This is a genomic window from Luteibacter mycovicinus, from assembly GCF_000745235.1.
Lineage (GTDB): Bacteria > Pseudomonadota > Gammaproteobacteria > Xanthomonadales > Rhodanobacteraceae > Luteibacter > Luteibacter mycovicinus.
The window spans coordinates 894,267-907,418 of the sequence record NZ_JQNL01000001.1 but is presented as its reverse complement, the minus strand read 5'-3'; the positions used below and the strand labels follow the sequence as shown (position 1 = coordinate 907,418).

General features: G+C 64.5%; 13 protein-coding genes. 6 read left to right on the top strand and 7 right to left on the bottom strand.

Translation table 11 applies throughout. The annotated features are described in order from the left end of the window. Positions 1-5 precede the first annotated feature (5 nt). Entirely contained in the window at positions 6-275 is a 270-nt protein-coding gene (locus tag FA85_RS04200) for an acyl carrier protein (RefSeq protein WP_051943409.1), read from the bottom strand. Between the two features lie 494 nt (positions 276-769). Here FA85_RS04200 and FA85_RS22525 point away from each other — a divergent pair, with 494 nt between their 5' ends. Continuing rightward, positions 770-901 (top strand): hypothetical protein, encoded by a 132-nt coding sequence (locus FA85_RS22525; RefSeq protein ID WP_255349722.1) that lies wholly within the window; start codon positions 770-772, stop codon positions 899-901. Between the two features lie 186 nt (positions 902-1,087). On the opposite strand, the gene FA85_RS04195 is transcribed toward FA85_RS22525, so the two are convergent. The 3 genes from FA85_RS04195 to FA85_RS04185 all read right to left on the bottom strand — a co-directional run bounded on the left by FA85_RS04195 (position 1,088) and on the right by FA85_RS04185 (position 3,066). Next, positions 1,088-1,279, bottom strand: a complete 192-nt coding sequence (locus tag FA85_RS04195) for a hypothetical protein (RefSeq protein ID WP_036111599.1) — start codon at positions 1,277-1,279, stop codon at positions 1,088-1,090. 150 nt (positions 1,280-1,429) lie between these two features. Continuing rightward, positions 1,430-2,533 carry a Glu/Leu/Phe/Val dehydrogenase dimerization domain-containing protein gene (locus FA85_RS04190; protein WP_036111602.1) on the bottom strand — a complete coding sequence of 368 codons (1,104 nt, stop codon included), beginning with the start codon at positions 2,531-2,533 and terminating at the stop codon, positions 1,430-1,432. A gap of 191 nt (positions 2,534-2,724) precedes the next feature. Continuing rightward, positions 2,725-3,066, bottom strand: a complete 342-nt coding sequence (locus FA85_RS04185) for a YXWGXW repeat-containing protein (RefSeq protein WP_051943411.1) — start codon at positions 3,064-3,066, stop codon at positions 2,725-2,727. A gap of 190 nt (positions 3,067-3,256) precedes the next feature. Between FA85_RS04185 and FA85_RS04180 the strand changes: the two genes are divergently transcribed. The 4 genes from FA85_RS04180 to FA85_RS04165 all read left to right on the top strand — a co-directional run bounded on the left by FA85_RS04180 (position 3,257) and on the right by FA85_RS04165 (position 9,123). Then, positions 3,257-4,135: an alpha/beta hydrolase gene (locus FA85_RS04180; protein ID WP_051943413.1), complete on the top strand. Its 879-nt coding sequence runs from the start codon at positions 3,257-3,259 to the stop codon at positions 4,133-4,135. 35 nt (positions 4,136-4,170) lie between these two features. Continuing rightward, positions 4,171-4,668 (top strand): DUF2199 domain-containing protein, encoded by a 498-nt coding sequence (locus tag FA85_RS04175; RefSeq protein WP_036111605.1) that lies wholly within the window; start codon positions 4,171-4,173, stop codon positions 4,666-4,668. A gap of 111 nt (positions 4,669-4,779) precedes the next feature. Further along, positions 4,780-8,232 carry a methylmalonyl-CoA mutase family protein gene (locus tag FA85_RS04170; RefSeq protein ID WP_036111608.1) on the top strand — a complete coding sequence of 1,151 codons (3,453 nt, stop codon included), beginning with the start codon at positions 4,780-4,782 and terminating at the stop codon, positions 8,230-8,232. A gap of 81 nt (positions 8,233-8,313) precedes the next feature. Continuing rightward, positions 8,314-9,123: an alpha/beta hydrolase gene (locus tag FA85_RS04165; RefSeq protein ID WP_036111611.1), complete on the top strand. Its 810-nt coding sequence runs from the start codon at positions 8,314-8,316 to the stop codon at positions 9,121-9,123. Here FA85_RS04165 and FA85_RS04160 read toward each other — a convergent pair. Beyond that, positions 9,120-9,527: an ExbD/TolR family protein gene (locus tag FA85_RS04160; RefSeq protein ID WP_036111614.1), complete on the bottom strand. Its 408-nt coding sequence runs from the start codon at positions 9,525-9,527 to the stop codon at positions 9,120-9,122. The two genes, FA85_RS04165 and FA85_RS04160, sit on opposite strands and share 4 nt — an antisense overlap. 221 nt (positions 9,528-9,748) lie before the next feature. Between FA85_RS04160 and FA85_RS04155 the strand changes: the two genes are divergently transcribed. Next, positions 9,749-10,588, top strand: a complete 840-nt coding sequence (locus FA85_RS04155; RefSeq protein WP_036111615.1) for a DUF3014 domain-containing protein — start codon at positions 9,749-9,751, stop codon at positions 10,586-10,588. A 106-nt stretch (positions 10,589-10,694) separates the two neighbouring features. On the opposite strand, the gene FA85_RS04150 is transcribed toward FA85_RS04155, so the two are convergent. Next, positions 10,695-11,615: a peptidylprolyl isomerase gene (locus tag FA85_RS04150; protein ID WP_036111618.1), complete on the bottom strand. Its 921-nt coding sequence runs from the start codon at positions 11,613-11,615 to the stop codon at positions 10,695-10,697. A gap of 88 nt (positions 11,616-11,703) precedes the next feature. Then, positions 11,704-13,128: an aldehyde dehydrogenase family protein gene (locus tag FA85_RS04145; protein ID WP_036111620.1), complete on the bottom strand. Its 1,425-nt coding sequence runs from the start codon at positions 13,126-13,128 to the stop codon at positions 11,704-11,706. Positions 13,129-13,152: the final 24 nt, after the last annotated feature.

The following is a 13,152-nucleotide window of genomic DNA, read 5'->3' as shown; positions in this document are numbered from 1 at the left end:
TCGGCTCAGCGAGCGACCAGCGTCTGCACGGTGGCGACCACGTCGCCGACCGTACGCACGCTCTTGAAGTCCTCGGGCTTGATCCGGGTGCCGGTCATGTCCTGCACCTGGATCGCCAGATCGATCGCGTCGATGCTGTCCAGTTCCAGGTCGGTGAAGAGGTTGGCGTCGGGCGTCACCTTGGCCGGGTCGATCTCGAACGTCTCCTGCAGCACGGTGCGCAGGCGATCGAGTACATCGTCGAAGGTGAAGGTTTCAGCTGGGATCGCGCTCATAGCTCGGTAAGTCCATTTCATCCCCGGACGGGCGATCCACCGGTTGCGCGGGCAAGCGGGAGGCGGCGCCATCACCGAGGCGATGAAGGTGATCGGAAGTCTCTGGTTGTCGCCGCCTCTCGGACGGCATCCCCTGGGCCCCAAAAGCGCCGTGTAGGCAAAGCCTTACAAGATCCCCAGGGGCGACAAAAGTGTAACAGATCGCGCCCCTGAGCCAAGGCCGATCGTGTGAAATCGTGGGAATCGGCGGGCGCGTCGCGCCGATTCCCCGGCAGCCGTTGGCGCAGGCCCTTCGCGACGTATAGGCGGGTGGCGTCCGCCGCGTCCGCCCGGACACGGCGCCGGCGGACACCACGCGTCCGCGGACACGGAAATTTTTATGTCACATCGTGCGAAATGGCGCCGCAGGGCGGTCTGGCAGGCACATCGGCCGTTGGCACGACCGATGCAATCTCCCTGGTGAAAGCACTTCCCATCGTCCAAGGAGAACGACCATGAAATTCGAAACGATCCTGCTCAAGGGCTTTTTTGTCGCCGCCGTCCTGACCTGCCTGCTTACCTTCGGCGCCATGGTCGGCACCAGCACCCCGATCGCCAGCCCGACGCTGGTGGCGTCGGGGCGCTGATGCCCGGGCATCGCTCCCTCAGGGCATCTGCACCACGCAAATGTCTTAGCGTCCAACGTCGGCGGACCGGCGACGTGTGGAATCGACCCAAGGTCGTAGTCCGCAAAGAAAAAAAGCCGCCGGATCGCGCCGGCGGCCCTTAGTCTTGCCAGTTCCGCAAAGCGGCGGTTCCACGAACCGACACGGTTACGCGGGATTGACGTTGCTGGCTGACCCGCCGGGGTTGCCGGTGTACGTTACGCGCTGGCCATCCTTCGCTGTGGTGTAACCAGCGAAGGAGAGATCCTGCATGTTGCTGGTCTGTCCTTCCGGACGCACGCTTCCACGCTTGAAATTGTTGGCCTCGGTAGTGAAGACAATCAGGGTGCCGATAGGCATGACTTGCTCCTTGTCAGGTGGTTGGCTCGGCAACGTGCCGGGCCAGGAACAGTGTCGCTCGATGGTGCCGGGTGTCCAGACGCGCCGATCCGGCAGAAAAAAAGCCACCGGATTGCTCGCGGTGGCTTTCTTGGGCTCGCAGATAAACGCTTACTGACCGCGCATGCGGCCCTGGAAACGCGGCGCGCCGTTGCCCATGTGGGGCAGACGGATCTTGCCGATGGCGCTGATGCGCTCTTCCGCCATGCGGTCCGCGGCCTTGTAGGTCGGGATGTTGTCGCGCGAGGAGATTTCGAAGATGCGACCGACGTTGTAGTAGATCGTGCGCATCATGCGCATGGCGCGCTCGCGGTTGTAACCGTCGATCTCGAGCGAGACGTTCATCACGCCGCCGGCGTTGACCGCGTAGTCCGGTGCGTAGACGATACCGCGACGGGCGAGTTCGTCACCGATCGCGTCGGTTGCCAGCTGGTTGTTGGCCGCGCCGCAGATGATCTTCGCCTTGATGCGGTCGATGGTCTGCTCGTTGACCGTGCCGCCCAGCGCGCAGGGGCTGTACACGTCGGCGTCGACGTCGTAGATCTCGTCGAGACCCACGGCTTCGCAGCCCAGTTCGTCGACGCAACGCTGCACGGCATCCTTGTTGATGTCGGTGACGAACACCTTGGCGCCCTGCTCGCGGAGCAGCTTGATGAACTCGCTGCCGACGTGGCCGCAGCCCTGCACGGCGTAGCTGTACTTACCCACGTCTTCGTTGCCGTGCTTGGACTGCAGCGCGGCCATCAGGCCCTGCAGCGTACCGAACGCGGTGAACGGCGAAGGGTCGCCCGAACCGCCGTGCACCTGATGCACGCCGGTGACGTACTCGGTTTCACGGTAGACGTATTCCATGTCGTTGACGTCGATGCCCACGTCTTCGGCCGTGATGTAGCGACCGTTGAGCGAGTTGACGAAACGGCCGAAGGCGCGGAACAGCGCTTCGGACTTGTCCCTGGAGGGATCGCCGATGATCACGGCCTTGCCGCCGCCGAGGTTCAGGCCGGCCACGGCATTCTTGTACGTCATGCCGCGCGACAGGCGCAGCACGTCGTTGACGGCATCCTGCTCGGTCTTGTACGGCCACATGCGCAGGCCGCCGAGGGAAGGACCCAGCACGGTATTGTGGATCGCGATGATGGCCTTCAGGCCCGCGTCCTTGTTATGGCAGAAGACGACTTCTTCGTGGCCCGTGTTGGCGATGGTTTCGAAAATCATCGAACGCAAACTCCAGTGACAAGCGGCAGCAGCACCGCCTCTAGGTGATGACCGGCGGCGGGGACCACCGGTCGATAATGACGTTCCAAAAAAATCGCCCCGGCCTGGAAGGGCGGGGGCGATCTGTCGTGTCAGGTGCCTAGTTTAAACCGTTGTGAGCGTCCGTGTAGGTGCGGCGCAGCAGATGAGGCTCAGCGGTGCCAGTGAGGGTCGCGGACCCAGGTCTCACGCTCGACGCGCCAGCCCCGGCCGTAGGGGTGCCACACCGGCGGGCGGTAGACGTAGCCGGGACGTACCGTGGCCCAGCGGCCGCCGACCCAGACGTAGCGGCCGCCGTACCAGTTCCAATAGCCAGGCGCCCAGACATAGCCGGCGCGCGGGGGCGGGACGCGCTCGAAGCGCGGCGGCGGCGGACGGGTGCCGACGGTGACCTCGACATATTCCCGTGCCGCGACCGGCGGGGTGTAGCTTGCGGCGCCGGCGGCCAGGCCCATGACGGCGACGGCGGCGAGGGTACGGGTCAGCTTGGTCATCGGTGTTCTCCTTCGCGAGGTTCCGCGGATGCGGATTCGGGGGCCAGAACGCGGGTTCCTTCGAGCGGGTTGACCCGCCGGGGCGCGTAATGTTCAGCTTCGCGAAAGCTTCCCGTGGGGGAACCTTGCGACGCTCCGCTGCTCCAAGACCCACATGCCCACTCTTACCGCCACCGGCCCGCTCCCGCCCATGAAGCCTCCCCGCCGTTTTGGCGTGCGCACCATCGCGACCCTGCTGGGCATCCGTTTCGCATACCGGCTGGGCAGTCGCCTGGCACCTGCGCGCACGGTGGCCCACGCGGCGCGGACCTTCCAGACTCCACTGCCGAGCAGCCGGGTTCGCGCCGCCTACGCCGCGACCACGATGTCGGCGCGGCGTGAGACGGTGCGACTGGGCGGCGAATCGATCGAAACCTACATCTGGGGCGACCCTGCGACGCAGCCTTACATCCTGCTGGCTCATGGCTGGTCGAGTCTGGGCTTGCGCTGGGAGTCCTGGGCACCGTGGCTTCTCGCCAAGGGCTGGGCCGCGGTGTCCTTCGACCAGCCCGGTCACGGTCACAGCGGCGGCGATCTGTGCACGCTGCCCGATTTCGTCCGGACGCTGGCTGCGGTGGGCTGTCACTACGGTGACGCGCACGGCGTCGTCGCCCATTCACTGGGCGGCGCGGCCGCGACGCTGGCGCTGGAGGACGGGTGGACGGCGAAGCGGGTGGTGCTGATCGCTCCCGCGGCGGACCCCCAGGGCGCCACGCGGCGCTTCTCGCGCTTCGTCCGCCTCGCCGAGCATCTGCGTCCGTCGCTGCATGCGGCGCTGACCGAGCGCACCGGCATACTCATCGACGATCTGCATATCGCGCATCACGCGCCGAAGCGGACCCAGCCCGCCTTGATCTTCCACGACTTCTTCGACCGCGATGTCCCGGTGGAAGAGGGGGAGCTCTACGCGCGGCTGTGGCCCGATGCCACCTTGCTGAAAACCCGCAGACTGGGCCATCGCCGGATCGTCGATGACGAAAGCGTCATGACCGCGGCGATAGCCTTTCTGGATGGCGTGGAGCTTCGCTGAGCCCGCCACATAGTCCCCCCTTCGAGGAGCGAGCCATGACGACCACCTGTGCGGTGTGTGGAACGGAGCACGACGAAGAGGCACTGGAACTGGGCTACCGCCGGCCGGACGCCGTGATCGATCTCGATGCCGCTACGCGAGCCGCGGGCGTATTCGAGAACGACGACCTCTGTGTCATCGATGCGAAGCGTTTTTTCGTCCGCGCGACGTTGCCGCTGCCGGTTAACGGACGTAACGGAAATTACCAGATCGGTGTCTGGGTCGAAGTCGCTTCTTCCGACTTCGACCGGATCGGCAAACTCTGGACCGACCCGGGTCAGGCGGCCGAGCCTCCCATGTCGGCGACCCTGGCGAACGAGGTGCGTCTGCATCCGGACAGCCTCGGGCAGGCCTTGCTGCTGCAGCTCACGGGACCGAAGACACGCCCCCAGGTGTTCGTGCGTGACGCGACGTATTCGCTGGGTGCCGAGCAGCGGCACGGCATCAGCGCGCACCGGGCGAGCGAATACTCGGTCGGACTCAGGGCGGCGTGAGGCGTTACGCAGTGCGGCGGCGTATCGCTGCACTGCGTCAGAGGTCCCGGCACGGGCGGGGATAGAATCGACCGGTTCCCTCCCCAGACGTCGCGTTTTCCCGGAGTTTTCATGAGCTCGCAGCCCAAGCACATCCCCGCCAGCCACACCGACGCGGAGGCCACGCCGCTGCGCTTCGTCACGGCGGCCAGCCTGTTCGACGGCCATGACGCGGCGATCAACATCATGCGCCGGATCATCCAGAGCCAGGGCGCCGAGGTGATTCATCTCGGCCACAACCGCTCGGTGGAAGACGTCGTGCGGGCCGCTCTCCAGGAAGACGCGGATGCCATCGCGCTGTCCTCCTACCAGGGCGGGCACGTCGAGTATTTCAAATACATGGTCGACATGCTGCGCGAGCGTGGCGCGGGTCATGTACGCGTGTTCGGCGGCGGTGGCGGGACGATCACGCCGGAAGAGATTCGCGAGCTGCAGGATTACGGCGTCGAGCGCATCTATCACCCGAACGACGGTATGAAGCTCGGTCTCACCGAGATGATCGAGGACGTGATGGCGCGAACTCGCAGCGCCGTTCAGTCGCGCGTCGAAGCGGCGCCGGCCGACGTTGCCGTCGAGAACGAGATTTCCATCGGCGCGATGCTTTCGGCCATCGAAGAAGATTCGCTTCCCGAAGCCGAACTCGCCCGCCTGCGCAAGGAATGGCAGCTGGCGGGTAACAAGACCCCGGTGCTTGGCCTGACCGGTACGGGCGGCGCGGGTAAGTCGTCCGTGGTGGACGAACTGTTGCTGCGGTTCCTGCACGCGTTTCCGCAGATGCGGATCGCCGTGCTCGCGGTCGATCCGACCCGTCGCCGCAGCGGCGGCGCGTTACTCGGCGACCGCATCCGCATGAACTCGCTGCGCAGCCCGCGCGTGTATATGCGCTCGATGGCCACGCGTCGCCAGCACGCCGCCACCTCGATCGTGCTGCACGACTGCATCGATTTTCTCAAGGCCCAGGCTTACGACCTGGTGATCGTCGAAACGGCGGGTATCGGCCAGAGCGACTCCGAGATCGTCGACCTCGTCGATTTCCCGGTCTACGTGATGACCAGCGAATACGGCGCCGCCAGCCAGCTCGAGAAGATCGACATGCTGGACTTCGCCGAACTGGTCGTGCTCAACAAATACGACAAGCGCGGTGCCGAGGACGCCCTGCGCGACGTGCGCAAGCAGTGGAAGCGCAACCGCACCGCGTTCCAGATGGCCGACGAGAAAGTGCCGGTCTACCCGACCATCGCCAGCCAGTTCAACGATCCGGGCGTCACCTGGATGTTCGACAACCTGTGCCGTCTGCTGCGCGAGAAGCTCTCGTTGCCCGACGCGGTCTGGACGCCCGATGTCGACACGACATTGCGCGAACCGCGTGCCACGGTGCTGATTCCGGGCAATCGAGTGCGTTATCTGGCGGAGATCGCGGAGCAGGGGAGAGGCGTCAACGGCGGCATCGCGAAGCAGGCCGAGGCGGCCAGCAAAGCGCAGCACTACTACGAATCGCTGAAGGATATCGGCGACGACGCCCTGCCGCGTGCGTTCGATCTTTACGACCATGCCTTGCTCGCGGTCGACGGCGACCGTTCGCTGGCCACCCTGCGTCAGCGCTACAACGAGGCCGTGCGCGAGCTCACCAGCGAAGCGATCCACCTGCTGCGCGAGTGGCCTTCGCGCTTCGAAGCCGTCACCGCGGAGTTCAACGAATACCAGGTGCGCGACAAGGTCATTCGCGTCGAGAACTACCGCGAGTCGCTCAGCCACCAGAAGATTCCGAAGGTCTCTCTGCCGAAGACGAAAGACTGGGGCGAGCTGCTTTCGTTCCTCATGCGCGAGAACCTGCCGGGGCACTATCCGTACACGGGGGGCGTGTTCCCATACCGGCGCGCCGGCGAGGATCCGACCCGCATGTTCGCGGGCGAGGGTACGCCGGAGCGCACCAATCGTCGCTTCCACTACCTCTCACTGGGTGGCGCGGCCGCGCGTCTTTCGACCGCCTTCGACTCGGTGACGCTGTATGGTGAAGATCCCGCGCCGCGTCCCGATATCTACGGCAAGATCGGCAATTCCGGCGTCTCCATCGCCACGCTCGACGACATGAAGAAGCTTTATTCCGGCTTCGACCTGTCCGCGCCCTCGACGTCGGTGTCGATGACGATCAACGGTCCGGCCCCGATCATCCTCGCCATGTTCATGAACACGGCGATCGACCAGAACATCGAGAAGTACCTCAACGAGGACGTCTCCCGCTGGGAGGCCGCCAACGCGCACATCGCCCGGCTGTACCCGGGCGGCGACCGGCCGCGGTACCACGGCGAGCTGCCCCAGGGTAACGACGGCCTCGGTCTCGGCCTGCTTGGCGTGTCCGGCGAAGAAGTGGTCGATGCCGAGACCTACGCGCGGATCAAGGCCTGGACCCTGGCCAACGTGCGCGGCACCGTGCAGGCGGACATCCTCAAGGAGGACCAGGCCCAGAACACCTGCATCTTCAGCACGGAGTTCGCCCTGCGCATGATGGGCGATATTCAGCAGTACTTCGTCGATCACAAGGTGCGCAATTTCTACTCGGTGTCGATCTCCGGGTACCACATCGCGGAAGCGGGTGCGAACCCGATCAGCCAGCTCGCCTTCACGCTGTCCAACGGCTTCACCATCGTCGAGTACTACCTCGCCCGTGGCATGAAGATCGATGACTTCGCGCCGAACCTGTCGTTTTTCTTCTCCAACGGCATGGACCCGGAATACACGGTGATCGGCCGCGTCGCCCGTCGCATCTGGGCCCGCGCGATGCGCGAGCGTTACGGTGCCAGTGCGCGCAGCCAGATGCTGAAGTATCACATTCAGACGTCGGGGCGTTCGCTGCACGCGCAGGAAATCCAGTTCAACGACATTCGCACGACTTTGCAGGCGCTGTATGCGCTGTTCGACAACTGCAACAGCCTGCATACCAATGCGTACGACGAGGCGATCACCACACCGACGGAAGAGAGCGTTCGTCGGGCGGTCGCCATCCAGCTGATCATCAACCGCGAGCTCGGCCTCAACTTCAACGAGAATCCGTGGCAGGGCAGCTACGTCGTGGACGAGCTCACCGATCTGGTGGAAGAGGCCGTGTACAAGGAGTTCGAGGCGATCAGCGAACGCGGCGGCGTGCTTGGCGCGATGGATACGATGTACCAGCGCGGGAAGATTCAGGAAGAATCCATGTACTACGAGCACAAGAAGCACGACGGCTCGCTTCCCCTCATCGGCGTCAACACCTTTCTGCCCCGGGATCACGGCGGCGAGATCGCCACGGAGATTGAACTCATCCGCTCGACGGAAGAAGAAAAGGGCCAGCAGATCGACAACGTGCTGCTCTACGGCAAGGCCCGCAACGGCCTGGCCCCGGACAGCCTGACCACCTTGCAGAAGACCGCCCGCGATCGCCGTAACGTCTTCGAACAGTTGATGGACGCGGTGAAGAACAACTCCCTTGGCCAGATCAGCCACGCGTTGTACGACGTGGGCGGCGAGTATCGGCGGAATATGTAAGGCGGCACCCATCGCCAACCGGATCGGCTCCCACCAGAGCCGCTCTGCGGTTAAGCTCCGGGTTCTCCCAGGGAGCTTTTCATGCGTCGGATCCTCTTCTTTCTCAGTCTGGTCGTACTCGCCTTCCAGGCGCGCGCGGCGGACGATGTCCCTCCGCACGACAGCTTCACCATGCCCGGGGTAACTGCCGCCGAAACGCGGCACATCAACGTCTACACACCGCCGGGCTATGCTGCCTCGAAAGCCCGCTACCCGGTCCTCTACATGCCCGATGGCGGCCTGGAAGAAGATTTTCCGCACGTGGCCAGGGCGCTCGACGAGGGTATCCGCAAGGGCGAGATCCAGCCGCTGATTCTTGTCGGCATCGAAAACACCGAACGTCGCCGCGACATGACCGGACCGACCTTGGTCGCGTCGGACAGGCGGATCGCACCCCGCGTGGGTGGATCGGCCGGCTTTCGAGCCTTCATCGCGACGAAGCTGGTGTCCGAAGTCGGCAAGCGATATCGGGTCGACGGCCACAGAGGTGTCATCGGTGAATCGCTGGCCGGACTTTTCGCGCTGGAGTCGCTTCAGCGGGAGCCGAAGCTGTTCGACACGGTGATCGCCATCAGCCCCAGTGTATGGTGGAACGCGGGTGCCTTGATTCGTGATCTGCCGGTGGCCATGGCGGAGGGCGATCCATCGCCCCACCGCATCTACCTGACGTCAGCCGACGAGGAAAACATCGCTCCCGGTGTGGAGCAGCTTGTCAGGACGTTGCGTTCCAGCTTGCCCAGGCGCGCGGCGACGATCGAATACGTGCCTCGTCCTTCAGCGCATCACGATACGATCTACCGCGAGTCGGAGGCGCAGGCGTTGCGCTGGGCGTATCCGCCGATGGATAACTAGTCCGTCGCCTGGCGGCTTCCGAAGTCGATCTTCGTAAGACCACGAACTTTTGCTTCCGTCAGTACCTTGGTGACGTCCTCGTAGCTTGCGTTGTCGGCCGCGGCGATGACAAGGCGGGGCGGCTGCGCCGAGGCGGCGGCGATATCGATCTGCCTTTCGAGTGCCGCATCGGTGACGAGGGTCCCGTTCCAGAAAATCGAACCGTCGGCGTCGATCGCGACGCGTGCCGGGTCGGGCTCGACGTCCGTCGATGACCCGGGAGCGGGGAGGTCGACCCGTGCCTTATGCGCGACCACTGGCGCGGAGATCATGAAAATGATCAGCAGTACGAGAAGCACGTCGACGAGCGGGGTGACATTGATGCCCGAAATCGGGGCGGCGTCGTTCCTTGCAGAGAAAGCCATGGTTCTTCCTCCAAACGTTATCGATGTGGGTGTGCCCTGGTGCCGGGCCATAGGGGGATGCCCGGCAGGGCCAGACTAGGTGTCGGATGGGGCTTCCCACAAGGCCGCCGTCGGGTTCATGATGGCCGGATCGCCGACGATCGCCGCCATTCCGGTTCGAGGCTTGAACCAACCGCACCGTTCGTAGTCCCATGGAGACGTTTTTTCGTGGGAGCGTTACGTTGAGCAGTCAGTCGTCGGGTTCGAAGTGGGTCGCAGGTTTGTTGATCGTGGCGATCCTCGTGGTAGCGGGTATTTTCGTCTGGCGCGAGAAGCAGGCGCGCGATGCCGTCACCGCGCCACCTTTCGCCTCCGCGTCCTCGACGGCATCCGCTCCCGCTACGTCCGTGCACGACGCCGCGCTGCCGGAGCATCCGATCGATCCCGCCCGTGGTTCGACTTCCGCGCTTCCCGCGCTCGATCAGAGCGACGACGAGGTGCTGGCCGGGTTGCTCGCGCTCACCGGCGACGAAGCGTTGAAGTCGCTGCTGAAGTCGGATGCGATCGTGTCGCGGATGGTTTCCACCATCGATGCGTTACCGAAGCAGACTGTCGGTATGAACGTCCTTCCCTTGCGTACGCCGACAGGCCGGTTTCAGGTCGTTTCCGACGACGGCAATTTCGTCGCGTCGAAAAAGAATGCGGATCGCTATGCGACCTACATGTATGTCGCCGATCGTGTAAGTCCGAAGGCCGCGGCCGCCTGGTACAAGCACAACTACCCGTTATTCCAGCAGGCGTATCGCGACCTTGGTACGGGCGGTTATTTCAACGATCGCCTCGTCGAGGTGATCGATCACCTGCTGGCCGCGCCGGAGCCGAAGGGCAATCAGCAGCTGCTTCCGGAGAAGGTGGGGTATGTCTACGCCAATCCCGCGCTGGAGCAGCTGTCGGTCGGGCAGAAGTTCATGATTCGCGTCGGTCCGGAGAATGAGGCGAAGTTGAAGGCTAAGCTGCGGGCGTTGCGGGCTGAAGTGGTGAGTCAGAAGGACGAGGCGAGGGATTCGGCCGCTCAGGACTGAGGCGGGTTGAATCGCCAGCAGGCTGGCTCCTACCCGAGCCAGCCCTGCCTGCTCGAGTGGGAGCCAATCCTGTCGGCGATGCCCCTCGATCAGACCTGCCGATCGGTCAAGGCGCCTTCTGCGTCGGATCCCGCACCGGCACGCTGATATTGCAGAGGTCGATCTTCCCCGCCGGGCGCGTGTAGAAATCGTCCTTACGATTGCGCTTGGCCTCGATCACCGCCGAGAACGTCTTGCTGTCGGTGCGGAGCACCTGGATCGGCGTGCGCTCGGCTTCGGGAACGTCCGCCGCGAGGCGAACGCTCTTGATCGTCACGCGCTGCCCGGGCTTGTCGTAGAAGCCCATCGGCTCGCCGCCACGCGGGTAGGCGGCCAGCAGATCCATTCCCTTGATGACTTTGCCCGCTACCGCGAGGTTGCGGTCGAGGTTGCGCGGGGCCTGGCCGATGATCGCGTAGAGCGAGCTGCCGTTACCCGTCTCGGCGCCGACGTCGCGTGCAACGCCCACGGTCCCGTAGCAATGGGTGATCCAGGCCTCGCCCTTGTCGCGTGCGACCGGGAAGCCTTCGGAGAAACCGACTTCCGGTGCGTAGACATCGCCATCGGGAAGTTTCGTAAACGGAAACGCCTTGCCGTCCTTGCGGGTGAACTCGGGTGACAGGGTTTCCTTCGCCGTACCGAGCGATTTGGCCTTCTTCTTGTCGTCGCCGTCGGGATCGCCCCACTGGGTAACGAAGTTGTCCTGAACGCGGATCACCTGGGTGCCGTCGAAATAGTGTTCGCGAATCAGCGTGCGGATGTTCCCGGCATGCAGCGGCGACCAGTCCTGGGCCAGTTCGATGACCACGCGGCCCTGCGGCAGGTCCATGTAGACCAGATTCTCGGGGTCGGGCGTGCGCCATTCCGCCGGGGTGGACTTCGCCAGGAGCTCCTTCGGCGTGGGGGTATGGGCCTTCTTGGCCTCATCGGCAGCCATCGCGGGCAGGGCGATGGTGAGGGCGAGCGCGAGGCAGGTGCGAGCGAGCATGGGTTCCCCGTCAGTGATTGCTAACGGGGTGAAAGTAGCAGAGCCCGGCGAGTTCCGCTTATCGCCGTCGATATCGGGGAAAAGGGCTTTAGCCCGACAATCCCAACAGAGCCTTCGGCTCCAGATAGGCCTCCAGTCCGAGCACGCCGTACTCCCGTCCCCAGCCCGATTGCTTGAACCCACCGAACGGCGCCTTCGGATCGTGCTTCAGCGAATTGATCGCGACACGACCCGCGTCGACGCGTTCCGCGACGCGGCGTGCGCGTGCCTCATCCGCGGAGAAGACGTATGCCTGCAATCCATACGGCGTGTCATTGGCGATGGCGATTGCATCCTCGTCGCCGTCATACGCGATGATCGAGAGCACCGGTCCGAAGATCTCCTCGCGGGCAATGGCCATGTCGTTGCGGACATCGGCGAACACGGTCGGTTTCACCAGCCAGCCACGCTCGTAGCCGTCCGGCCGTCCCTCACCGCCGGCGATCAGGCGCGCACCGTCGTCGATACCGCGGCGTATATAGCCTTGCACACGATCCCACTGCTTGCGGCTGACCATGGGTCCGACCGTCGTGGCCGGATCGGACGGATCGCCTGACACGATATCGTCGATTGCCGCTACGACCATTGCTTCAAACTCGGCAAGACGCGCCCGGGGCACCAGCAGACGTGTACCAGCGATACACGCCTGCCCACTGTTGTTGAAACCCGCCATGACGGCGAGCGGCAACGCGACCGCGAAGTCCGCGTCGTCGAGGACGATCGACGGCGACTTGCCACCGAGTTCCAGCGTGACGCGCTTCAGCGTATCCGCCGCCGCCCGGACGATGCCTTTGCCGACGGCGGTCGAACCGGTGAACGACACCTTGGCGATATCCGGGCTGCCGACGATCTCGGCGCCGACCGTGTCGCCGCGTCCCGTGACGATGTTGAACACGCCCGCTGGCGCGCCGGCTTCATGCAGCGCTTCGGTGACGATGCGTGTCTGCAGCGCGCTCATCTCGCTGGGTTTGATGACGGCGGTGCAACCTGCGGCGAGCGCCGACGCCAGCTTGCCGCAGATGAAACCCGCATTGCTGTTCCAGGGCGTGATCAATCCCGCCACACCGACAGGCTGCATGCGCACGGTGGCGCTGCCCATGCGCGGTTCGAAGTCATACTCCCGGAGCGTCGCAATGACGTCCAGAAAGACGCCGGACGCGTGCCCGGTCATCCAGCGTCCGCGCGATACGGGTGCGCCGTACTCCTCGACGATCGCGGCGAAGAGGTCGTCCTCCCGCGCCACGATCGCGTCATGCATGCGCTGAAGCAGGGCGATGCGCTCCTCGATCGTCGTCCGCGAGAACGCGGGGAAAGCCCGCTTCGCCGCCGCAATGGCCTGCCGGGCGTCTTCGGCATCGGCCAGACGTACCGTCCCGATGACTTCCTCGGTCGCCGGATTGAACAGGTCGAAACGTTCCTCACCGTGGGGAGTGACAAACGCGCCATCGATATAAATGTGGTCGATCGTGTGCATGAGAGGCTCCCGTCGTGGAGACGG